The organism is Tsuneonella flava (genome assembly GCF_002870965.1).
In the GTDB taxonomy this organism is placed as follows: Bacteria; Pseudomonadota; Alphaproteobacteria; order Sphingomonadales; family Sphingomonadaceae; genus Tsuneonella; species Tsuneonella flava.
Genome location: NZ_PHSO01000001.1, coordinates 153,235 through 175,940 on the forward strand (window position 1 = coordinate 153,235; position 22,706 = coordinate 175,940).

Consider the following 22,706-nt stretch of genomic DNA (forward strand, 5'->3'; position numbering starts at 1 on the left):
CCTTCCGGCCTGGTCATGCCGCGTAGCTGTTGCAGCCCCAGCGCTTCCAATTCCTGACGCGCGGGCATTTGCTGACCTTCGTCAGCCACAAATCGAAGAAGCGCGGTTCGCGCATACAGGCGAAATAACCGAACGTGTGAAACACCAGCGCGGCGGGCAGCGCCCACCAGCTGCCGGTGATGAGAAACAGTTCGGTCGTCAGCGCGAAATTGATGATAAAATAATTGTACGTCACGCCAGCGAACATCTGCGGGCGAGTCAGCGCGCGATGGACGGGGTGGCGGACGAGTTCCATCGGATCAGCCCCCGGCCGCGCCCTGAATGCCGGCAACGATCGTGCCCGCACCGAACAGGATGAATACGCCGATAATCACCGTTGCGCCAAAGCGCCAGTTGAGCCGCCCGGTCAGCATCATGAAACCGACCGCCGCCACAGCCATCACCGCAACGGCTGTGGCAACGTTGCCCAGCAATGTCCCCTGCAACCAGCCGAGCGCAGCGACAATCGGGCCAGACCCCTGCGGATCGGCACCTTGCGCGAATGCAGCGGTAGGGCTTGCCAGAAGAGCCAGCGGGATCAAACGGGTAACGACACGCTTCATATTCTATTGGCCCCCTCGGGAATGGTTCGACAGTCGCCCCATGATCGCGGCGACATATTGTTGGGTTTCACGAATACGCGGGATACCATTGGCGGCAGTCACCCGCCCCGGCCCCGCATTGTAAGCGGCCAGCGCCTTTTCCAGATCGCCACCGAACCGGTCGAGCTGTTCGCGCAAGTATCGCGCCCCGCCTTCCAGATTGGCAAACGGATCATGCGGGTTCACGCCCATCTCGCGGGCAGTACCTGGCATCAGTTGCGCCAGACCGCGCGCACCGACAGGCGATACCGCGTCTGGACGCCAGCGGCTTTCCTGCCACACCAGCGCTTCTATCAACGCAGGGCTGAGATCGAAGCGGCGCGAAAGTTCCGCCACTTTCGCAGCATAAGTCTGCGGCACAGCGCCCGCCTGCCGTGCAGCGTCGGCCACTGCCTGATCGGGCACAGTGAAATCGGCAGAAAGTTCGACGATATCGGGGACATGGCCGCTCGCCACATCGGCAACAGCCCCATTGGCAAGCGCGCCGGAAACCCAGCGTGCACCGTCACCATCGATCTGCATGACGTCCGCTTTCGCCGGAATGGCGCAAAATGCCAGAACCACAGCGAAAGTGAGGCGTCCCGCATGTGCGAGAATCATCGTACCCTCCAGCCCGCTCAATGCTCACTGTAAATGACACTGCGGTGACAGCAAGCTGATTACGAAGACAGATTTCGGTCATGAAACGCAAAGGGCACCCCGAAGATATTCGGAGTGCCCTGTTTTAGTCAGTTTTCAGCCTGTCTGGCATTCGCGGTCCGCTATCCGCTGTCCGCTCGTCAGTCTTCAACCGCCGATATCCAGCCGCGAGTTCTGCCAGGCAGCCATGCGACGAATGCGATCAGCGGCTGGCTGTACGATGCACCGTTTCGAACGTACCCGCATCGAGTGCGGCCAGCGCCTTGCGCGCCAGAACGCCCGCCTCGACCCACTGACCATGCGATGTTTCGAGCATATAGGCACTGTCCCGAGACAACACGCGCTGGAACATAGTGCGCGCGGTGGTCTTGTCCCCCTGCCGCGCGTAGGCAACGCCCAGGTTGATAAGGCGTGCCGGATCGCTCGCGTCCAGCGCATCGTTGCTTTCAATTCTTGCGATGGCAGCGGCGCTGCGCCCTGCCGCCATCGCGTCATATGCCACATCGACCTGCTCCATCGTAGCGACAGCACCCTGCGCCATCATCGTCAGGCCGATAATCGTTCCAACAGCCACTTTCCTTCTCCCAATTATTCACATTGTGAGAGGAAATTGCGCGTCCCGGCGATAAACTGCAACATAAATGAAACAATGTCATTGAATTGCAATATTCAGTGACGGACCGCGCCAAATTGACCCGCCAAAGGCAATGATTACGCCAATCGCGCACTGGTTGGACGGGGCCATTCAGAGCCTCTCTTCAATTGTCATATTTGTCATTTATCGCAGTTCTTTACGCAAATATTTCAATCGGTCACATTTGCAAACAAACTGTCACCCAGCCCCCGTAGCTCGCGAGTCGCGACAATCGATCGCATCAATCGATTCTGTGATTTTCCGGTTTTTGAGGGGACCGTTTACCGTGACCAACTTCCAGCGCACACTTCTGCTCGGCTGTGGCCTTGCCGCTCTTTCCGGCTGCGGGCCCGATGGCGTCGCTTCGCCCGGCACATCGGGCAACGTCAACGTCGATATCACGAACCCGGCACCTACGCCTGCTCCGTCGCCGACACCTACGGCCACCGTCAAACCCGCCGGCGCCTGCCCCACACTGACCAACGACGGCAGTGTCGAACTGAAGGATCAGGGCACGATCACCGGCCCGACCGGTGAATACCGGATTTGCGAACTGCCCAGCCTGATCAAGAAGAGCGTCACGCTGCCGAAGGTGACGGGCCTGCTTTACGCGATGAACGGCCGTGTCGACGTGGGCTGCGACGGTGGTTTCAAGGCGCCGACCGCTGGCGCGCCTTACACTTCCACCACGGTCGGCTGCTCCACTCCGCTGGAGGCCGATACCAACGTAACGCTGTCGATCGATCCGGGCGTCATTCTCTATGCCCGCACCGGCCAGTCGTGGATCGCGGTCAACCGCGGCAACAAGATCAACGCCGTCGGCACCGCCAGCGCACCGATCATCTTCACCAGCCAGGACAACGTCGCGGGGATCAACACTGACTCCTCCATCGGTCAGTGGGGCGGCGTGGTGCTGCTGGGCCGTGGCAAGATCACCGATTGCGATGTCGGCACGACCGCAGCGGGCACTTGCGAACGCGACACCGAAGGCGCGGTGAACCTCGCCCGATTCGGCGGCAACGACGACACCTACAACGCCGGTACGATGAAGTACTTCCAGATCCGCTATTCCGGGTTCGTGCTCAGCGCGAACAAGGAACTGCAGGCGCTGACGCCGGAAGGCATCGGCTCCGGCACGGTGATCGAACACTTCCAGTCGCACAATAGCTCCGACGACGGGATGGAACTGTTCGGCGGTGTCGTGAACATCAAGGGCTACGTCGCAACCGGTGCGGATGACGACAGCCTTGACGTCGACACCGGCTCACGCGCCAGTCTGCAGAACGTGCTGCTGATCCAGCGTCCGGGTCAGGGCGACGCGCTGATGGAAATCGATTCCAACGGCAAGGAAACCGAAACTCCGCGCACGAACCTGAAAGTGGTCAACTTCCTTGGCCTGCAACTTTCGACCAGCCCCAGCAACGAAGGTGCCGATAAGGCGGCCACGCTGTTCCGCGGCAATGCCGATGTCACGCTGTACAACGGTGCGATCATCACACCGCAAAACGAATGCATCCGCATGACATCGAACACCGACAGCGCCAACCGTGCGACGCTGACGGCGCGTTCGGTCGTGCTTCAGTGCAACAGCACCAAGTATATCGGCGACGGCAGCGGTTCTGCTCCGTTCACCGCCGATCAGGTGAAGACCGCTTTCGGTGCCGGTGCGAACAACAACAGCGACACCTTCACCAACACCCTGACGATGACTTTCGTCAACGGCGCGAACGAAGACGCGATCGTCACCACCGACCCCAGCACGCTGTCGAGCTTCTTCGCAGCGGCGCCGTCGCCGTATCACATCGGTGCGGCATGGTCGGGCAACACCGCCTGGTACAAGGGCTGGACCTGCGACAGCTCCTACGCCGATTTCGGCAGCGGTTCTGCCTGCACTTCGCTGCCGACCACCTGATCGGCTGCAACCCGAGCACAGGGGGGCGGCCGCCGCAACGGCTGCCCCCTTTTTCGATGATCGCGATTTTTAGGGGGAACCAGATGTCCACCACCCTGCGGCTGGCCGGAGCGCTCCTGCTCACCAGCGCGCTGACTGCGCCGGGCCTTGCCCACGCGCAGACCGCGCCCGAACAAACCGACCCGAGTGCAACCCAGCCGGGCGACACAACGGCAAGCGATACGCCTGCCGATCCCGGTGCGACCAGCGCCGACAGCGCCCCGCCGCAGGACGATCTGGAAGTTTCGATCCCCGGCGGCAGCGAAATCGTCGTCACCGGACGGCGGTTCCAGAATATCGAGCGTAGCTCAAATCAGGTCGTCTCCGTCCTGTCGAGCGCCGAAATCGCGCGTACCGGCGAAGGCAATATTGCGGGCGCACTGGCGCACGTCCCCGGTCTCAGTCTGGTCGGCAGCGGGTTCGTCTATGTCCGCGGGCTGGGCGATCGTTACTCGCTGGCCCTGCTCAACGGCCTGCCCCTGCCCAGCCCCGAACCGCTGAAACGCGTGGTGCCGCTGGATCTGTTCCCGACCGGCGTGATCGCATCGTCGCTGGTGCAGAAAAGCTATTCAGTGAACTATCCGGGTGAATTCGGTGGCGGGGTCATCAACCTGACCACCAAGGCGACACCCAATCAGCCGTTCCTGAAGATTTCCGCCGGGATTTCGGGCGATACCTTCACCACCGGCAATCTGGGCTACACCTATTACGGCAGCAAGTCCGACTGGTTGGGGTATGACGACGGTTCGCGCAATCCGCCCCCGGCGTTGCAAGACTATTTCGATAAAGGCCTGCTGATCGGCACGGACGATGTCAATTCGACCGCTATCGCCCGCGAACTGGTGGGCTGGCGCAACGCCGTGATCCAGCAATACGATCACACCCCGGTCAATGTGTCGGGCAGCATTTCAGCGGGCAAGACCTTCCCGCTGGGCGATCTCGACCTCGGTGTGATCGCAGCGGCCGGATATTCGAACAAGTACCTCACCCGCGAAATCCGCCAGCAATTGTCGCAAAGCGCCGACCTCAACTCGCTGGAAAAGGATTTCCGCCAGGTCAGCACCGATCAGCGCACTACTGTCAATGGCTTGCTCGGCTTCGGTCTGGAAGGCAACGGCAACAAACTGCGCTGGACCACGCTGTATATCCACGACACGCTGAAGAAAGCATCGCTCGCATTCGGGCAGCGGCCCGCGCAGAACGGCGACACCGACTTCATCGATCAACGCACTGCGTTTTACGAACGCCAGTTGTTCGACACGCAAGCGGTGGCGGAGCTGGAGCTGACGCCCGAACTGCACCTCGATGCACGCATGTCCTATGCCAACAGCAAGCGTAAGGCGCCGGGCGAGCTGACATTCGAATATGTCCGCACCAATTCGGATGCGGACCCGTTCGGCCAGTATTTCGTGAACCGGCTGAACAACGGCAACGGCGGCGATGCCGGGATCACCTTCTCCGACCTGAACGAAGATCTCTATGCCGCCGGGCTTGACCTCAGCTATCGCGCGACACCGTCGCTCTCGCTGACTGGCGGACTGGCCTATTCGGATACCAAGCGTACCAGTTCGCGGCGCGATTTCCTGTTCCTGGCTCCGAACGAATGGCTGGGCAGCCCGTACACCGTAACCGCCATCGGCATGTTGCGGCCCGATCTGCTGCTGTCGCCCAGCGTGATCGATGCATTGGGCATCACGATGATCGAAACCGATCCGGGTACGCCCAAATTCGGCGCAGGTCTGACCACCAAGGCCGGGTATCTCAAGGGCAACTGGCAGGTGACCGACAGCATCGCGATCGATGCCGGTGTGCGCTACGAAGACGGTTCGCAGTTCACCAAACCGATCCCGGTATTCGTATCGGTGCCGCCATCGGTGCCCGAAGCGACGTTGAAACGCAGTTACTGGCTGCCTGCCGCCACGCTGACGTTCGATCTGCAAAACTCCATGCAGATCCGCCTCAACGCATCGAAGACGATTGCCCGCCCGCAGTTCCGCGAACTGATCGCGCAACCGTATTACGACCCGGAATCGAACCGCCCCTATCGCGGCAACCCGTTGCTGGTCGATAGCGAGCTGTTCAACGCCGAAGCGCGATACGAATGGTATTTCGCCCCCGAACAGCGCATATCGCTGGCCGGGTTCTACAAACATATCGACAAACCGATCGAAGCGTTCGTAACCGGTATCGATCTGCTGACCAGCTATGCCAACGCGCCCAAGGCCGATCTTTATGGCGGCGAACTGGAAGTGGCAAAATACTGGCCGCTTCAGAACATGGGCGGGGATTTCTTCGATGGCCGCCGGGTCGTGACGATCCTCAACTACACCTATACCAAGTCGAAACTGAAAGTCGGCGCCGACGATACCGTGTCCGTATATGGCGCGGCATCGACTATCGCGACCGACTATTTCCGCGACGGTGCGCCATTGACGGGCCAGTCGGACCATATCGTCAACCTCCAGCTCGGTCTGGAAGATACCGACCGGCTGTCGCAACAGACGTTCCTGCTATCCTACGCCAGCGACCGTGTGGTCAGCCGCGGGCTCAACGGCAGCCCGCCGCAACCCGACGTGATCGAGCGGCCCGGTGTAAAACTCGATTTCGTATGGCGCGAAGGGTTCACGTTGTTCGGTGCCGGGATGGAAGCCAAGTTCGAAGCCCGCAATATCTTCGGGCAAGGTCATCAGGAATTCCAGCAAGCAGGCGACAACCGGATCGATATCAATACCTACGACGTGGGCACGACACTGGCGTTCACGCTGGGTATCGATCTGTAACACCGGCTATATTTCGGAACCTCCCAAACTTCGGGCCGCCTTTCGGGGCGGCCCGTTTTTTTGGATGGGCACCAGCGATGGCGTGGGCAACTTCTGGAGAAGAGCCCGCTTCCGAAGGCTCCGATCCGCTAGAGAGCCAGACCCCGGTCCAGGGGCCGCCCTTGCCCCCACCACAACCGCCGCGATAGGCAGAGAACCGTCAGTCTATGGATTGCTTCACTGCGTTCGCAATGACGAGGGGGAGACGTGTGACCACCTCACACCGTCGTCCCGGACTTGATCCGGCCCCCCCCCCCCCCCCTTTTTCTTCCAGCGCAGTGCAGGGGAAAGCTGGCCCCCGGCTCGATGGCCGGGGTGACGGCGCAATGGAAGCGGCCGATTGGCGGACCGCCATGCCCTGCCGCTCCCTCCACGTCATTGCGAGGAGCCGCAGGCGACGTGGCAATCCATGGACCTTACCTCACTCCCTCACAGCCGCCGCGATGGGCGGGAACGTCGGGTGGAAGCTTGTCACACGAAGGCGCGAAGGCACGAAGTGGTTTTGGTTCAGGGTGGGTTTGGTTCAGGGGTAGGCTAGCGCTGTCGATGGTTGGCTAATACTATCGCACACGCCCGCCCTTCGTCATTGCGAGGAGCGTAAGCGACGCGGCAATCCATGGACCAAACCTCGTCTCCTCCACAACCGCTGCAATGGGCACCACCGCCCCACCTTGGATTGCTTCGCTGCGTCCACAATGACGAAAGAGTGGATGGCGCACCGGATCAGATCCGCGGCGCCGAATAATCGGGCGAACCTCACCCTCTATGGCGCGTCGAAAACGTAACCGAGCGAGCGCACTGTGCGTAGCGGGTTGCCTGCCCCGGCGGTCTTCAGCGCGCGGCGCAAGCGCCCGATCCATACGTCGACCGTGCGCGCATCGATGGCCGGTTCCTGCTTGCCCAGCCCGGCAATAATCTCTTCTCGCCCCATTACCCGGTTCGCGTTTTCCGCGAAGAACCGCAGCAGGCGGAATTCGTTTGGCCGCAACACAATCGGTTCGCCCAGCCAACGGGCCTGCAATGCAGTCATGTCGATGGTCAGATCGCCAATCTCGAACCGCTGTGCCGCGTGCCGCATCTGGCGATGGGTCTGCACCGCCAGCACCCGGTCCAGTATTGCTGTGCGGTCCACCGGGCCGACGATATAGTCGTCTGCCCCGGCCCGCAGCGCACGGCGGCGATCTTCGGGGTCGTCTTCTTCCAGCACCATTGTCACGTGCGCTTCTGTCAGGCGGGGATCGGCGCGCAGGCGGCGGCACATTTCGAGGCCCGCCAGATCGTCCATCACCCAATCGACGAAGGCCCGCACCGGCCCTTCGACCAGCCGTTTCGGCCCGTCGGGATCGAGCCGGTCGAACGTGTATCGGGTGCCGTCGTGGACGAAATCGTCCATCGTTTCGACAGCGTTTCCAGTCACGAAAATATTGACCACATCCATGTCGTGTGAGTCCCCTTGGTCCCACACCGATTGCCGCGCCGATGTGACGCGTTCGTGACTATTGTTACGCGCTCTCCTCTGCTTTCCCGCTCCCCCGCAACTGGCGGGAATAGAACCAGCCGATGCCAATCAGGCTGAAGCCCAGCGCCATGAACGAAGCGATCCGCGCCAGCCCGCCCAGCCCGGCGGTATCGACCAGGAATACTTTGGCCACAGCCAGCACCATCAGCACCAGCGAACCGATCCGCCAGCTGCGCTGCTGCGAGCGGGCACCCCACCACAGGAACCCGACCGCCAGCACAATGCCGAGCAGCGAACGCAGCAGGTCTTCGCTCTGCCCCATCGTGCCCGCCACCGGCAGCGATCCTGCGAACAGATGGCGCAGCTCGCTCAACGCATAAAGCGCGATTACCGCCATCGCCGCGGCATCGGCGATCCAGCGCAGAAATGCGGGGGACTGCGGCAGATGGCGGCGCACAAACAGGATCGTTAGCAGGCCGACGGCATAGGCAGGCAGCAATGCATCGATCACCGGCAGAGTGCCCACCGCCTGTTCCGCCCACAGCGGATTGTGCAGCATCAGTGTGAACCAGCCGAAATGCGCCAGCCCCGCCAATGCCAGCGACAGCGCAGTGCGATGCCAGCTTTGCCGTGTGGCCAGCCATGCCGCGCCCAGCAGTATCGCTTCCCACACTGTGCGCTGCATCATCCCGGTGGCCACGAAGTCCGCCCCCGCGACTGCCGCGAAGGCATGGCGATAGGCGGTGTGGAGCGCGACTGTGCCGGCAACCCCCAGCGCCATCATGGCAGCGCGGCGCGCAGCCCCATCGTTTCGCAGCGCCGTGGCCAGTGCCACTGCCAGCGCAACGACCAGCGGCACGATATGCAGCGCCACGGTCTTCAGCGCAGGCAGGTCGCCCGATTGCAGCGGGATGCCGACCAGCGCCTCCACCCCGCCATCCAGCCAGTGGATCAGCGCCGGTATCGCCCACAGCGCCGCAATGCCCAACAGAGCCGCCAGCGCACCCGGCCTCGGCAAACGCCATGCAATCAGTGAGGCGACCAGAGCGACACTCCACGCCAGTGCATCGGGCGGCAGCACTTGCGCCACGGCGATATATCCCGCCAGCGCCGCAAGCGCTTCGCTTGCCAGCCGCCAGCGACCGGGGCTTCCGCGCCATGCCAGAACAGCAAACGCCGCCGTCACCGCCAGCCAGCGGAGCAGGTCTGGCCAACCCGCCTCTGCGTTCATGCCGATGGCGCGCTCGATCTCGTTGACCATTTCCGGGAATGGTTGCGGCAGGAACAGTGCCAGCAGCAGGCCGACAATCGCCGCACCGCGGGCAATCGCCAGCCAGCCACTTTCCAGCCGCCGCAAGCCGAGCACCCCGGCGACCAGCACCGGCGCGACCACCGGGGCCGCCCATGCAGGCAGCACCATCAGCCCCGCCACTCCCGCCAGCGCAGTGGCCGATGCACCTGCACCCACAACTCGGCGCGTGTGCGGCGCAGGGTTCCACCCCAGCCACACCGCCATTGCCGGGATCAGTGCAAGCGCAAAGCTCGCCAGCGCCAGCAGCGGCTCGCTCTCCCCACGCAGGAAATGGCCGAACTGCCAATACGATGCAGCCGACAGGCCCAGCGCCACGCCGCTCGCCTGTGCGAAATCGATAGTGCGGCCATGCCCGCGCCAGATCTGCGCCAACGGCACCGCAGCGAACAGGATCGCCAGCACAGCCGCAACAGAGGCAAAACCGGTCGCCGCCGGATCGGGCCACATGCTCAGCAGAGCAACGCCCACTGCCGCGGCGACGGCATTGCCTTCGCGCATCGCCGGACTGCGCCAGCCAAACCACGCCAGCGCCGCGCCCAACAACAGGTACAGACCCCATTCCAGCACGCCATAGCCGCCCTGATGGACCAGTGCGGCCAGTTGCAGCGCGGCAATCGCCGCCGCGCCCACGCGCACCAGCCAGTGCAGCCGCCCGCTCCCGCCGGTCAGCGTCGGCAGGATCCCGCCTAGCAGCACGAGATAGATCCCCAGCACCACCAGATCGCCACCCCGTGGCGCCGCGCCCAGCAACAACAGAGCGCCCCAGCCCAGCCCTCCTGCCAGCGATGCCATGCCCAGCCACACACGGTCCTGCTGCTTGCCCGTCAGAGTCAGCCCGGCGGTCACCAGCCCGAGGTACAGCGTCAGCAGCGGCAGGTTCGCCTCTTCCCCGCCGACCAGCGCGGGCGCGGCAAATCCGCCGACCAGCCCCAGCACCGCGCAAGGCAAGCCAAAGCGGTACGACAGCGCAATCGCCGCTGCCGTCACCAGCGCCAGCCCCACGAACGCCAGCGTCGATCCGATCAGCCCGTATTGCGATCCGGCCAGGTAGAACGCGGCATAGAGCGTCGCCAGCCCGGCCCCGGCCAGCGCCTGCGCCACACGCGGATCGGCCACCCGGTCGCGCCAGCGATTGGCCACTTCCGCCCCGGCGATCAGCGCCAGACCGAACAGCCCGGCCAGCACCACCCGCACCGGTGGCGTGAGCAACCCGGCATCGATCGACCAGCGCACAAGGAAGAACCCCGCCACCGCCAGCGTGACTCCGCCCGCCCAGATCGGCAGCAGGCGCCCGAACAAATCCTCGAAATCGAACGAAGGCCGCCAGTTGAGCACGTTGCGGAGCAGGCTGTCAGCGACCGGTTCATAAGACGCGGAGGCCTTATTCGTCTGCTCCGACGCAGCAGAGGCGGTGACAACGGGCGCCGCATCGCGCGCCACACGCGGTATTGCCGAAGGGGCCGGCTGCGCGGGCTGCACAGGTGGCACCGCCGGTTGAGCCAGTTCCGCTCCCTCACGCGTTTCTTCCGCCGCATCTGCCAACGGAGCGGCCGCAGCCCCCCGCCCCCACGCCACACGCTCGGCCTGCAAACGGGCAACCGTCAGCTCAAGCGCATCGACGCGCCGCCACAGCCACGCAATCGCACCGGCCAGCAGGGCAAGCAGCAAAATATCCATAAACCGCAACAATCTCCGTTTGCGCCCATCATTAGCTACAAACGCCGGGTTGGAAAGCGTTGTGGCGCGGGTCGCCCTCGGAGAAAGTTTTATTTTACAATAAAAAGATTCATGGTAGTAATAAATAACATTTGTTAAAATTAATCAATTAACTATCGGTATATTTACCCATAATATATTTATTTATAGCAGCATCAGCTGCAACTGCAGCGATGCCAACTAAAGCAGAACCAACGGTAGATCCGTCAAGCTGGGTTATGGCGAGCGATTTTCCGCCCATAAATCAGGCAATATCGAACATTACTTATGAATTGACGGTAAACCGGCAGGGCAAACCTGATCGCTGCACGATTGTTTTCAGCAGCCGTTCGACTGAACTCGACGCCGCAGTGTGTGGGGGCGCCATGAAACGGGCGCGTTTCCGTCCGGCAAAAGACCGCAACGGTGCTCCTGCGTTCTTTGTCCGACGGGAACGGATCAATTTTGTTGCCGACAAAACCCAGGCAGGTGAATACAAGAACGAAGATGCGGACATCGTCATATCGCTGCCCGATGTCCCTCAAAACAACAGCTATATGACCGAAGTACTGTTGACGATGGCAGGCGATGGCACACTGAGTGATTGCGCCATCCGACAAAGCAACGCCGCCCCTGCGCTCGACAAACTGGCATGCGAAGTGGCCAGCAGCCCGCAGATTGCGGCGCCGATACGCGACGGCAATGGCAACACGGTTCCGGGCATCCGCAACTATTACGTCGGGTACAGCAACGCCCCGACAGTGGGCGCAATCAGCCGGTAAAGCAGCTCAGGCACAACCGGCGCGGCGCACTTGCCATCGCCAGAAAACGGGGGAGGCATCGGCGCGCGCCTCCCTTCCAATCGGCGCCACCGACACCGGCCCAATAACCGGATCGGGGCGCAATAGCGCGTACACTATATCGCCAAAAATACACACCATTTACCATCTATCAACTCATATCCACTAAGTAAGCTGAGTGCTTACGTGGATAATACTTGCGATTTTGGCAGTAAATGCCGCAACTTTCGTCAGTTTCTGGCGCGACAAAGTCTATGCAATCAACGGCACACGACGTATTCCAGAAGCCGACCTGCTGAAACTGGCCCTGATCGGCGGCACCCCCGGCGCATTCCTCGCCCGCCACATGTTCCGCCACAAGACCCGCAAGGAACCGTTCTCAACCTACCTGCAACTGATCGCGGTTATCCAGCTTGGCGGACTGATCGGTTTCTGGTTGATTTGATTTTTTGGGTGTAGGTGGATTTACGTTTTGCCTTCCAGTTCTGCCAAAAACGAACCCATAAACGCCCACCATTTCTGCGGACAATTGCTGACTCATGCTAAATAGCGATCTGACCATCCGATAAAACTGGACTTGCTGCAAAGGCCCTTAGCACGATCTGGGATCAAACATCGATTCCTACGTCAATGGAAACCGGACCTCGATCAATCTACAAAGAAATCTTCGTCGACGCGTTTCACTTGGACAGCTCGACTCACCCTCACTCCGATGCCGAATTCGATCATTAATTCGGCCAGTAGATCACCGTCGATTAAAATTACACGCTGCGGGAGATTCTCAACATATTCGAGGGCCTGCTTGCTGAATGTACACGTTGCAACAAAAACACCCTTAGTCGCTCCAAAACCAATCAGACTGCCAACGAAACCTTGGACGGCAGGCCGCCCGATCGTCTGATCGGGACTATAGCGTTTTGCCTGAACATAAATTCGATCCAGACCGAGACGGTCTTCATCGATAATCCCGTCAATACCGCCATCACCTGATTTACCGAGGCGGCGGGCTGCGTTATCGTGCGAGCCACCGTAACCCATCCCGACGAGCAATTCGACAATCAGGTACTCAAAGAACGTAGGGGTCTGATCCTGAATGCGGGCGAGGAGGTCCGCCTTGAGCGCTTTGATCAATATGGAACTGGCGGCATCGATTTGTTCTTCAGGTGTAACGTCAGAAGCCGCCGACTGTTCTTCGGCGAAAACTTGGACTCCACCTTTGCTCGAATTACTCTTGTTGTAAAATTCGAGGAACTGAGGAAATGTCTTGAGCAAGTCCACATCGATCCGCTCTGGTTTTTTCGCCAACAATGCCTTGCCGGCATTAGAAGCGACAAAAACACCTCGTGATGGGCTGTCAATCAAGCCCGCCTTGGCCATGTAAAATTTTGCCCAATGCAGCCGATTGTGAAGAAGCATCTGCTTTCCGCTAGGCAATAGCTCCTCTCGTTCGTCTTCGGTTAGGCCGAATTGATCGGCGATTTTTTCCGAAGCGATTGGAATTCTTGTCTCACCTTGTGCGGCGACTTGTAAGACGGGCAACATCAGTGTCTGGTAATCAGGAATGGCCATACCAACTGATTAGCGAATTGATGGGGATCGGCAATGCCCCTAACCTCGTCAATGATAAAAGCGATAGCCAATTGTGTCCCCAAACACCCCCTACCCATGCGCCCCGAACTGGTGCGCGATGGCGGCGCCGATGCGTAAATTCAGCGCGTGGGCGGTTTCTATCGGGTCGATATAATCGCGGTGGATCGCGGCGTATCCTTCGTTGTCGCCATCGGGGTAATCGCCCGGTTCGGCCACGGCATAATCGGCCAGCGTGGCCACCTGCGCGGGATAGGCACGGCGTAACTGTTGCAGCGCGTCTTCGATCCGCAGAGTGAACACCATTTCCAGCACATCGTCGCGGCTGATGTCGTTGGCGCGGGCGAATACCGGGATACTCACCGCTTTCAGGAACATATGCTGCAACAGCGCCAGCCGCAGAGCCTGTAGCACGCCGATTTCGCGGCGCACGTGCTCGCGCCCTTCCATCGGGGCTTCGTCCGGCACATGCGACAGCAGGCGGTGCAGCTTCAGCGCATCGACCCGCAGGCGCGATGTCAGGCGGCGGAAGACGCCCGCGCGATCATCCTTGGTCAGGTATCCGGCCAGCGCCTCGCACGCGGGGGCCAGCGCCTCTTCGGTGCCGCGATAGGTGCGGCTGGCCCAATAGGCCGAATTGAACAGTTCGCCATACGCCGCCACGGTCTTGATGCTGGCCAGCGCATTGGCCGCCCGCACCAGCCGCACCATTTGCCGCCCGCGCGCGCTGGATGCCAGCAGCGCGCCGAGATCTTCGTAATTTCCTTCCGCTGCGCTGCCGAAACCGGAAATGACGTTCACCGGATAGCCGAGCTGTTGCAGGATCGCGTTATGCGGGATCGCGCGGATCTGGCGCAGGCTCATATCGCGGTCGGCCGACAGGTCCGACTGGCGGCGGCTTTTCCGGCTGCCGGTTTCGTTGAGCATTCCCAGCCCGAACGCAGTGATCGCGCGACTGTATGTCTTGCTTTCCAGATGATCGCGCTGATCCTCTTTAATCGCACGATAGAAATCGAGCGAGAGGTCGGTGCGGCGATAGAACGGATCGATCGCGGCATCGACATCGGTCTGCGCCGGGCGCAGTTCGGCAATCCTGGTCAGCGTGGCCAGCGCGAGTTCAGGCGTAGCGAAAAACAGATATCCGTCGCCCCCCTGAAAGCTGACCTCCGGTTCCAGCCGGATGCCTGCGCGCACGAACCGTCGCCGCGCCCACGGGCTGAGCGGCCATTCGAGCCGGTCGGCCATGCTGGTCGGGTGCGCGCCGCGCCCCATGCTCTCGCCGTGGGTATTGAAAATCAGCGCGGCGGTGTCGGTCAGGCCGTTTGCCTCCATCGCATTGGCCAGCCGCCCCTGCAACCGCTCGATCGCCAGGCTTGCGGGAATTTGCCCAACAAAGCGCCCGGCATCGGAAAACCCGGTCTGAATGCACACGCGCCCGCGCTGGCGGGCGTAATCGGTATAGGCCTCCTCCCGCATCAGCGCGTCGAGGAAGCGGCCGCCATGTTCCAGCGCGCTTTCGGTTTCGAACAGTGGCGAAACATCGACCTTGTCCGCGATGCCGAACAGCCGCGCGAAATAGAGTGCGGCCAGCACAGTGGCAGGCTGTTCGCATTCGGCGATCAACATGCGGATCGGAGTATCGGCATCGATGTGATGCAGAATCTGGGCCATCGCCAGAAACTGGCGAATGGCGGAAGAGCTTTCGATGGCCAGCGCCGCGAAGTTGGATCGCAGCGGGCGCACCTCCGCCAGCATCTGCCGCAAAGTGGCCAGCGCGCCGCGGCTCGCCACGTCGATCTGCTGCCCTTCCGGCAGACGGCTGCGGATCGCGTTGTGGAGCTGGCTCGAATTCACGCGGAAATGGATCCACCCCATTCCCAGCCCATCGGCCCGCATCGATGCCGCCAAAGTCCGCAGGGCAACCGCGCGCTCCCCACCGGCATCGCGCGCCTCGTTTTCCAGCGCATCGATGATCGGGGTGAGCGAGAGCAGCTTGTTGGGATCGTCGGCCGTCAACCGGTCTGCCGCAGCGGAAAGATCGGCCGGATCGACCAGTTCCCGCGCAAAATCGGCGCAACGGGCCTGTGTGTAGTGGATTGCCCCGTGTAATGTGGCTAATAACGGGTGCTGTTCGTCTATTTTTTTCAGATTTTCTGCAAAGCGTTCTAATCGCTTGGCTTTTTCTTGCAATCTGAAGGTGATAGAGGTGTGCCACTTGATGTCGGTGCGGCCATCCATATCGTACCCGACCCAGGTGGCGAGGCGAAACGGCAAGGCATCGAATTCGTGCCATTTATCAGGCCATTGCTGCTGTGCATGGCTCAGCAAACGATGCACAATTGTGTCCCGCGCATCTTGAGCATTGGCCATCGCGCGCAATGCGCGGTCGTGTTCGTAAGAAAGCGTGATCTCCGGCCTGTCGTTGCCTGGAACGCACACGCTCGGTCCGATTTCCCCTTCCTGCCCAGCAGCTTGCGCGACGGCGTCGGACTGGGCCGGGGTCATCAGGAAGGTCGGATGCGCGGTGAAAACAGCGTGGAGCTGAGGGTTCTGCCAGCGGTCAGAAAACTCAGCGAAATCCGTATCTTGCGTCACCATAGCAGCCAATGCGACCGGTGCCGACATCGGCTCCACCAATCGCCGCAGCCGTGCCGCCCGGCTCTGCAAAGCATCGCACTCCAGCTCCGCCACCAGCCCGGCGACATCATTCAGCGTCAGCTCGCCCGCCTCAATTTGTCGTGAAATATCAAGCGAAAGCTGGAACACCGGATTGAACATCGGCGTCTGCGCGGTGCGTTCATGCGCCGCCTGTAGCCGTTCAACGAGATCGGCCACCCGGGTCATCGACCAAGGCTCGCTGCTTCGTGAGCCAGCGCCTGTATCATCGCCGGATCGGGCGCCCCCTTGGGAGAAACCCAACTTCCTCCGACACATAGCACCGGATCGAAAGCCAGCCATTGCGGCGCGGTGTCGAGCCCGATGCCCCCGGTTGGGCAGAACTTGCACTGCCCGAACGGTGCGGCCAGCGCCTTCAGCGCGGGCAGTCCACCCGAGGCCATTGCCGGGAAAAACTTGAAATGATTCAGCCCCAGATCGAGCCCGCGCATAATGTCTCCCGCGTTGGCGATACCCGGCAGGAACGGCACACCCGACGCCACCGCAGCCTTACCAAGCGGTTCGGTCAGGCCGGGGCTGACGATAAATTCGCTTCCCGCATCAATGGCTTGCTGCAACTGTGTGGAGTTGGTTACCGTTCCCGCACCGACAATCGCCCCATCAACCGACTTCATCGCCTTGATCGCATCGAGCGCAGCGGGGGTGCGGAGTGTAACTTCCAGAACTTTAAGGCCGCCAGCAACCAGAGCACGGGCCAGCGGCACTGCATGGTCGATATCGTCGACGACGATCACCGGGATCACCGGGGCGGTACGCATGATGGTTTCGATATCGCTCATAATTTCGGGCATCCATGCTGGCGGACAAAGGCGGCAGCCGCGCCAAAAAGGCCGGGCTGCGGGTGAGTTATCAACTTGACCGGGATCGTCCCCATCAGGCTGTCGAAGCGCCCCTTGGCGCGGAACCGTTCGGCAAAACCGGACTGTGGCAGCAGGTCGCGCAGGCGGTAACCGAGCCCGCCGGCGATCACCACGCCGCCAAACCCGCCCTGCGCCAGCGCGATGTCGCCCGCGACGCTGCCCAGCGACAGGCAAAAACGATCGACCGCCGCAGCGGCAAGGCTATCCTCGCCCTTCATCCCGGCGGTCCAGATCGAAACATCGTCCATATCGGCAACGGCGCGCTTCTCCAACGCAGCAAGTGCCTGATAGATATCGACAATACCTGGCCCCGAGACAACTCGCTCAACTGAGACACGACGGTGCCGCTTGCGTAAGCGAGCGAGGATCGTGTCTTCGATATTGTCGAGCGGAGCGAATTCGATATGGCCGCCTTCGGTCGCCTGTACGCGGTATTCGTCGCCTGATCGCCACAGATGCGCCACTCCCAGTCCGGTTCCGGGTCCGAGCACCGAAATCGTCCCATCGCTGGTCAGCGGTTCATCCGGCCCGGCAACGTACATGAACTGGTCTTCCGGCGCTCGTGCAACCGCGTGCGCCACCGCTTCGAAATCGTTGACGACGGTATAGCGCGGGCAACCGAGTTTTTCCGGGATCAGTTTGGGACGGATCAACCACGGGTTATTGGTGAACCGGATCACCTCGCCGCCGACCGGACCAGCAATGGCCATAGCCACTGCATCGGGCAACGTGCCCCCCATCCGCTGGCGAAAATCCTGCCAGGCCGTCTGAAAACTGGCGTGATCTTCGGTATGGAGCGTTTCCGGTTCGCCCAGTGTTATCGTGCCATCTTTGGCCACTTTGGCGATGGCGAAACGGGCATGGGTTCCGCCGATATCGACTGTGACGATCTCGCTCATCGCGCCATTTTCTCCTTACAATCCGGCCAGCGCGAGCATCGAGCTGGCACCCTTCTCCGCCGAATCCGCGTTGGCGCGGAACATTGCAAAGAACTCGCGGCCCATGCCATTCTCGTCCTCGGTAACGACAACCGGTTCACGCACGTCGAGGTCCGCCGTGGTCGAGAGCTCTCCGGTTCGCGCGCACAGCCGAACAATGTCGCCATCGCGCAGGCGTGCCAGCGGGCCACCGCCCAATGCCTCTGGCGTGCAGTGGATCGCTGCGGGCACTTTGCCGCTGGCCCCGCTCATCCGTCCATCGGTGACGAGCGCAACGCGATATCCGCGATCCTGCAACACGCCCAGAGGCGGTGTCAATTTGTGCAATTCGGGCATTCCGTTGGCACGCGGCCCCTGAAAACGCACCACGACCACGACATCGCGATCCAGTTCGCCCTTGCTGAAGGCATCGGCAACCGCCGCCTGCGTTTCGAACACGCGGCACGGCGCCTCCACGGTCCAGCGTTCGGGCTCGACCGCACTTGTCTTGAAACAGGCACGACCAAGATTGCCTTCGACCAGTCGCATCCCGCCATCGGCCTGAAACGGATCGCTGGCCGGACGCAGCATTTCGGGATCGCCGCTTTCCCCGACATCGCGCCATTCCAGCACATCGCCGTCCAGCCAGGGCTCCTGCGCGTAGATCGACAGATCGTCGCCCCCGACAGTCACGATGTCGCGATGCGCCAGCCCTTCGCTCAGCAGAGTGCCGATGACATAACCCATGCCGCCCGCGTCCTGAAAATGGTTCACGTCACCCGAACCATTGGGATAGACTCGGGTTACCAGCGGAACCACGCCCGACAGTTCGGCCAGATCGTTCCAATCGAACGCAATTCCCGCTGCCCGTGCCATAGCAGGCAAGTGAATGGCATGATTGGTCGATCCGCCGGTTGCGAGCAGACCGACTGCCGCATTCACAATGGCCTTTTCATCGATGCACCGGGCAAAGCTGTGCGCCGGATCATCGGCGATCTGCGCCAGACGGTGCACCGCAGCACGGGTGAGCGCCTGCCGCAAAGGCGTGCCGGGCTGAACGAAAGCCGAGCCAGGAATGTGCAGCCCCATCATCTCCATCATCATCTGATTGGAATTCGCTGTGCCATAGAACGTGCAAGTGCCCGGCGAATGATAACTGGCGCTCTCGCTATCCAGCAATTCGGCGCGGGTCGCCTTACCTTCTGCGTAGAGCTGGCGAACCTTCTGCTTTTGCTTGTTGGCGATCCCGGTGGGCATCGGGCCACTCGGAATGAAGATCGCGGGCAGATGGCCGAACCGTGCCGCGCCCATGAACAGGCCGGGCACGATCTTGTCGCAAATGCCGAGCAGGAACATGCCATCGTACATCGCATGGCTCATCGCCACGGTCGTGCTCAGCGCGATTACATCGCGGCTGAACAGCGATAGTTCCATCCCATCCTGACCTTGCGTAACGCCATCGCACATCGCCGGCGTTCCGCCCGCCACTTGGGCCGTCGCGCCGACCTCCCGCGCCCAGACCTTCATCTGCGGCGGATAAGTACCATAGGGCTGGTGCGCCGAGAGCATGTCGTTGTAAGCTGTGACGATGGCGAGGTTCGGGCCGCGATTGGTCTTGATCGCCTGCTGATCTTCCAACGCCGCGGCGAAACCGTGCGCGAGATTGGAACATGACAGCGAATTGCGATCCGGCTGCCGGTCCCGCTCGCGATCCATCAGATCGAGATAGCGCCGTCGGCTGTCGCGGCTGTTAGCGACAATGCGCTGGGTTACGCGGTGAACGGTGTCGTTGATATTGCTCATGATCGGTTACTCATCATGCCAGGTCACGCCGTCGCGCTCGGCCAGAGCGATGGCGGCGCTGGGGCCCCATGTTCCGGCGGCATAGGTTTTGGGGGTCTGCGCTTCCGCAGTCCATTCGGCGCGGATGCCGTCGATCCATTCCCACTGCGCCTCCACCTCGTCGCGCCGCACGAACAGCGTCTGATCTCCGACGATGAGATCGAGCAGGAGTCGTTCGTAAGCGATCCGCTTGACCGCACCGGCGAATGCATCGGGCATCGAAATGTCGAGCGGCACAGGGCGCAAGCGGATACCTTCGCGATCCAGACCGGGTACTTTGGCCATCAGCGACAAGTGCACGTTTTCTTCCGGCTGAATGCCGATAACCAGCCTGTTGGGTTGTGTCTTGGCCCCCTTGCCTTCGAAGATCGAAAACGGGATCGGGCGGAACTGGATCACCACTTCGGTCACGCGTTCGGGCAGACGTTTGCCGGTACGCAGGTAAAACGGCACCCCGTTCCAGCGCCAGTTATCGACGTGCGCCTTGATCGCGACGAACGTTTCGGTATCGGAATCTTTACCCAGTTCCTCGTCATATCCGGGCACCGACTTTCCACCGATGGCCCCGGCACGATACTGGCCGGTCACGGTTTCGCCGTCCTTCACCGGACGCAATGCGCGCAGAACCTTCACCTTCTCATCGCGCACGGCAGTGGAATCGAAGCTGGTCGGCGGCTCCATCGCGACCAGCGCAAGCAACTGGAGCATGTGGTTCTGCACCATATCGCGCAGCGCCCCGGAATCGTCGTAATACGCAACGCGCGATTCCAGCCCGACCGTTTCCGCCACGGTGATCTGGACATGCTCGATATAGTTCGAATTCCAGATCGGTTCGAACATGATATTGGCAAACCGCAGTGCGAGCAGGTTCTGCACCGTCTCCTTGCCGAGATAGTGATCGATCCGGAAAATCCGGTCTTCGCTGAATGCGGATGCGACGGCGTCGTTTATTTCCTCGCTCGTCTCCAGCGACGTGCCGAGCGGCTTTTCCAGCCCGATCCGCACGTTGGCGCCAGCCAGCCCCGCCGATTGCAAACCGGCAATGGTCGGCTCAAAAAGGCTGGGCGCGGTGGAAAGGAAAATGGCCAGCCCTTTCTGTGGCTTGCCAACCTTCTTTGCCAGCTCGTCAAAACCCTCAATCGTGGTCGCATCGAGCGCCTGATAGCTCAACCGATTGAGGAAATCGGCCATGCCGCCACGGCGGCCTGCGGGCAAATATTTCTCAAGCGCCGCACGCGCGAAGTTTCTGAACTCCGCATCGCTCATATCCGAACGCGCCGTCCCAACGATTTTCAGTTCAGGGTCGAGCAATCCATCGTGATCGAGCGCACATAACGACGGCAGCAGCATACGCTGGGCAAGATCGCCGGTGGCGCCGAACAGCAGCAGACGATCTGCGGTAAAGTTCATAATATCTGGCCTTGGGTCATGACACTCCGGCAGTAAGAGTAATCTTGTTGCGCTGCAGCATCATGGGTAGCAATCATTCGCCATGTGGCAAAGGGCAGCGGATATGTATTCATAACGCAGGAGCCGCCGACACGGTCCCTGCGCCCATGCTATTCCCCAATCGCTGTCAGCACCACTTCGCGCTGATGCGATTGCCCGCGAAATTCGGCGAGATAGATCGCCTGCCATGTACCAAGCAGCAGGCGACCGGCGGCAAAGGGAACTGTCAGCGCATCTCCCGTCACCACCGATTTAATATGGGCGGGCATATCGTCGGGCCCCTCGCAATCGTGTTCGTAGCGATCACCTTGCGGCACGCTCCGATCCAGCCACAGCAGCAGGTCGCGCTGAACAGAAGGGTCGGCATTCTCGCTAATCAGCAGCCCCGCGCTGGTATGGCGGCAAAACAGCGAGAGGGTGCCAGTGGCGATCCTGGTTTGATCCAGCCATCGCTGCACGTCACCCGAAACGTCCGTCAGGCTCTCTCCCGACGTTCTGATATGCAATCGTCCGTGCGCGATTCCGACGCTCAATCCGCCAGCCCCAATGTGCGGCGGGCCGCTTTCAGATGGGGAATATCGACCATTTTGCCATCGATCCCCACTGTTCCCAGATCGGGGTTGGCGGCAAACGCATCGACAATCCGCTGAGCAAAGGCGACCTCTTCATCGCTGGGCGTAAAGCTTTCATTGATCGGCGCGACTTGCGCGGGATGGATAGCCAGTCGCCCGGAAAAACCCTCTGCCCGCGCCGCGCGGCTGCTGGCGCGCAAACCATCCTCATCGCGGAAATCGGCGTGAAGTGTCTCTATCGCCGGCACCCCGGCAGCATGGGCCGCCATCAGCGTCAATGAACGGACAAGCTTGTAGGTAAAGCCCCATTCGCCATTCGTATCGCGGTTGCCAGTCGCGCCCAGCGCAGCGGCAAGGTCTTCCGCCCCCCAGGTCAGCCCGGCAAGGCGCGCCAGATCGGCAGTGGCATATTCGCTCAGACGGAATGGTGCGATGGCGGTTTCTGTTGCAACGGGAATGATACGGATCGATCCCGGCGCAATACTGTGCGCCAGCTCCATATGATCAAGCAAGCCGGAAAGCTTCGCGACACAGTCTGACCCATTCGTTTTGGGTTGAACAATACCATGCGGCGCACCCGGCACCACCGCCGCCAGATCGCCTTCCGTCATTCCCGTATCGAATGGGTTGACCCTGACCCAGAGCTGCGGAGCACCCGGCGCATCGCGGTCAAAATCGCGGAGGAATGCTGCAACCAGCTTCCGTGCGGCATCTTTTGCCGAAGGTGCCACGGCATCTTCCAGGTCGAGGATGACCGCATCGGCCCCGCATCCCGCCACTTTGGCCAGCTTCTTTTCGCTATCGCCGGGAATGAACAGAAACGATCTCAACAGCTTCATCAGGAATCCTCTCG

At 61.3% G+C, this 22,706-nt stretch carries 18 protein-coding genes; 4 read left to right on the forward strand and 14 right to left on the reverse strand.

All coding sequences use genetic code 11. From position 1 onward, the window contains the following. Window positions 1–13: 13 nt before the first annotated feature. The 4 genes from CV013_RS00760 to CV013_RS00775 form a co-directional block, all read right to left on the reverse strand. Window positions 14–295, reverse strand: coding sequence for a type IV secretion system protein VirB3 (locus tag CV013_RS00760; protein ID WP_102153361.1), 282 nt, complete (start codon window positions 293–295; stop codon window positions 14–16). 4 nt (window positions 296–299) lie between these two features. Continuing rightward, window positions 300–602: a TrbC/VirB2 family protein gene (locus tag CV013_RS00765; protein ID WP_102153362.1), complete on the reverse strand. Its 303-nt coding sequence runs from the start codon at window positions 600–602 to the stop codon at window positions 300–302. A 3-nt stretch (window positions 603–605) separates the two neighbouring features. Beyond that, complete coding sequence (locus tag CV013_RS00770) at window positions 606–1,241, reverse strand: lytic transglycosylase domain-containing protein (RefSeq protein WP_190276556.1); 636 nt, start codon at window positions 1,239–1,241, stop codon at window positions 606–608. A gap of 241 nt (window positions 1,242–1,482) precedes the next feature. Next, entirely contained in the window at window positions 1,483–1,854 is a 372-nt protein-coding gene (locus CV013_RS00775; RefSeq protein WP_102153363.1) for a hypothetical protein, read from the reverse strand. 346 nt (window positions 1,855–2,200) lie between these two features. Here CV013_RS00775 and CV013_RS00780 point away from each other — a divergent pair, with 346 nt between their 5' ends. Together CV013_RS00780 and CV013_RS00785 are read left to right on the forward strand one after the other, a co-directional pair. Next, window positions 2,201–3,826, forward strand: a complete 1,626-nt coding sequence (locus tag CV013_RS00780; protein ID WP_102153364.1) for a hypothetical protein — start codon at window positions 2,201–2,203, stop codon at window positions 3,824–3,826. Window positions 3,827–3,909: 83 nt separating this feature from the next. Then, window positions 3,910–6,645 carry a TonB-dependent receptor domain-containing protein gene (locus CV013_RS00785; protein ID WP_102153365.1) on the forward strand — a complete coding sequence of 912 codons (2,736 nt, stop codon included), beginning with the start codon at window positions 3,910–3,912 and terminating at the stop codon, window positions 6,643–6,645. An 802-nt stretch (window positions 6,646–7,447) separates the two neighbouring features. On the opposite strand, the gene CV013_RS00790 is transcribed toward CV013_RS00785, so the two are convergent. Further along, the gene (locus CV013_RS00790) at window positions 7,448–8,122 is read right to left on the reverse strand and encodes a response regulator transcription factor (protein ID WP_102153366.1); all 675 of its coding nucleotides are present in this window, start codon (window positions 8,120–8,122) and stop codon (window positions 7,448–7,450) included. 64 nt (window positions 8,123–8,186) lie between these two features. Then, entirely contained in the window at window positions 8,187–11,132 is a 2,946-nt protein-coding gene (locus CV013_RS00795; RefSeq protein WP_102153367.1) for a DUF2339 domain-containing protein, read from the reverse strand. A gap of 257 nt (window positions 11,133–11,389) precedes the next feature. Between CV013_RS00795 and CV013_RS00800 the strand changes: the two genes are divergently transcribed. Then, window positions 11,390–11,932, forward strand: coding sequence for an energy transducer TonB (locus tag CV013_RS00800; protein ID WP_102153368.1), 543 nt, complete (start codon window positions 11,390–11,392; stop codon window positions 11,930–11,932). A gap of 196 nt (window positions 11,933–12,128) precedes the next feature. Further along, on the forward strand, window positions 12,129–12,395 hold the full coding sequence (locus tag CV013_RS00805; protein ID WP_102153369.1) for a DUF1294 domain-containing protein: 267 nt from the start codon (window positions 12,129–12,131) through the stop codon (window positions 12,393–12,395). Window positions 12,396–12,598: 203 nt separating this feature from the next. Here CV013_RS00805 and CV013_RS00810 read toward each other — a convergent pair whose 3' ends face one another. The 8 genes from CV013_RS00810 to CV013_RS00845 form a co-directional block, all read right to left on the reverse strand. Beyond that, the gene (locus tag CV013_RS00810; RefSeq protein ID WP_102153370.1) at window positions 12,599–13,519 is read right to left on the reverse strand and encodes a restriction endonuclease; all 921 of its coding nucleotides are present in this window, start codon (window positions 13,517–13,519) and stop codon (window positions 12,599–12,601) included. Between the two features lie 90 nt (window positions 13,520–13,609). After that, on the reverse strand, window positions 13,610–16,381 hold the full coding sequence (locus CV013_RS00815) for a phosphoenolpyruvate carboxylase (RefSeq protein ID WP_102153371.1): 2,772 nt from the start codon (window positions 16,379–16,381) through the stop codon (window positions 13,610–13,612). Then, a complete protein-coding gene (gene eda / locus CV013_RS00820) occupies window positions 16,378–16,992 on the reverse strand; it encodes a bifunctional 4-hydroxy-2-oxoglutarate aldolase/2-dehydro-3-deoxy-phosphogluconate aldolase (protein ID WP_102153372.1) in 615 nt (204 codons plus the stop codon). The genes CV013_RS00815 and eda overlap by 4 nt, the downstream gene beginning before the upstream one ends. Next, a complete protein-coding gene (glk, locus tag CV013_RS00825; RefSeq protein WP_102153373.1) occupies window positions 16,989–17,972 on the reverse strand; it encodes a glucokinase in 984 nt (327 codons plus the stop codon). Before glk ends, eda begins: the two co-directional genes overlap by 4 nt. Before the next feature lie 15 nt (window positions 17,973–17,987). Beyond that, window positions 17,988–19,793, reverse strand: coding sequence for a phosphogluconate dehydratase (edd, locus tag CV013_RS00830; protein WP_102153374.1), 1,806 nt, complete (start codon window positions 19,791–19,793; stop codon window positions 17,988–17,990). Between the two features lie 6 nt (window positions 19,794–19,799). Next, on the reverse strand, window positions 19,800–21,242 hold the full coding sequence (gene zwf / locus CV013_RS00835; protein WP_190276555.1) for a glucose-6-phosphate dehydrogenase: 1,443 nt from the start codon (window positions 21,240–21,242) through the stop codon (window positions 19,800–19,802). A gap of 149 nt (window positions 21,243–21,391) precedes the next feature. Then, window positions 21,392–21,787: a secondary thiamine-phosphate synthase enzyme YjbQ gene (locus tag CV013_RS00840; RefSeq protein ID WP_223805363.1), complete on the reverse strand. Its 396-nt coding sequence runs from the start codon at window positions 21,785–21,787 to the stop codon at window positions 21,392–21,394. Window positions 21,788–21,810: 23 nt separating this feature from the next. Further along, entirely contained in the window at window positions 21,811–22,692 is an 882-nt protein-coding gene (locus tag CV013_RS00845; RefSeq protein WP_102153376.1) for an HpcH/HpaI aldolase/citrate lyase family protein, read from the reverse strand. Window positions 22,693–22,706: the final 14 nt, after the last annotated feature.

Excerpts from the sequence above, each read along its gene's own strand:
- CV013_RS00815 (WP_102153371.1), bottom strand. The coding sequence starts at position 16,381 with ATGACCCGGGTGGCCGATCTCGTTGAACGGCTACAGGCGGCGCATGAA.
- CV013_RS00760 (WP_102153361.1), bottom strand. The coding sequence starts at position 295 with ATGGAACTCGTCCGCCACCCCGTCCATCGCGCGCTGACTCGCCCGCAG.
- CV013_RS00795 (WP_102153367.1), bottom strand. The coding sequence starts at position 11,132 with ATGGATATTTTGCTGCTTGCCCTGCTGGCCGGTGCGATTGCGTGGCTG.
- CV013_RS00800 (WP_102153368.1), top strand. The coding sequence starts at position 11,390 with ATGGCGAGCGATTTTCCGCCCATAAATCAGGCAATATCGAACATTACT.
- eda (WP_102153372.1), bottom strand. The coding sequence starts at position 16,992 with ATGAGCGATATCGAAACCATCATGCGTACCGCCCCGGTGATCCCGGTG.
- edd (WP_102153374.1), bottom strand. The coding sequence starts at position 19,793 with ATGAGCAATATCAACGACACCGTTCACCGCGTAACCCAGCGCATTGTC.
- CV013_RS00785 (WP_102153365.1), top strand. The coding sequence starts at position 3,910 with ATGTCCACCACCCTGCGGCTGGCCGGAGCGCTCCTGCTCACCAGCGCG.
- CV013_RS00765 (WP_102153362.1), bottom strand. The coding sequence starts at position 602 with ATGAAGCGTGTCGTTACCCGTTTGATCCCGCTGGCTCTTCTGGCAAGC.
- glk (WP_102153373.1), bottom strand. The coding sequence starts at position 17,972 with ATGAGCGAGATCGTCACAGTCGATATCGGCGGAACCCATGCCCGTTTC.
- zwf (WP_190276555.1), bottom strand. The coding sequence starts at position 21,242 with ATGAACTTTACCGCAGATCGTCTGCTGCTGTTCGGCGCCACCGGCGAT.
- CV013_RS00790 (WP_102153366.1), bottom strand. The coding sequence starts at position 8,122 with ATGGATGTGGTCAATATTTTCGTGACTGGAAACGCTGTCGAAACGATG.
- CV013_RS00845 (WP_102153376.1), bottom strand. The coding sequence starts at position 22,692 with ATGAAGCTGTTGAGATCGTTTCTGTTCATTCCCGGCGATAGCGAAAAG.
- CV013_RS00810 (WP_102153370.1), bottom strand. The coding sequence starts at position 13,519 with ATGGCCATTCCTGATTACCAGACACTGATGTTGCCCGTCTTACAAGTC.
- CV013_RS00770 (WP_190276556.1), bottom strand. The coding sequence starts at position 1,241 with ATGATTCTCGCACATGCGGGACGCCTCACTTTCGCTGTGGTTCTGGCA.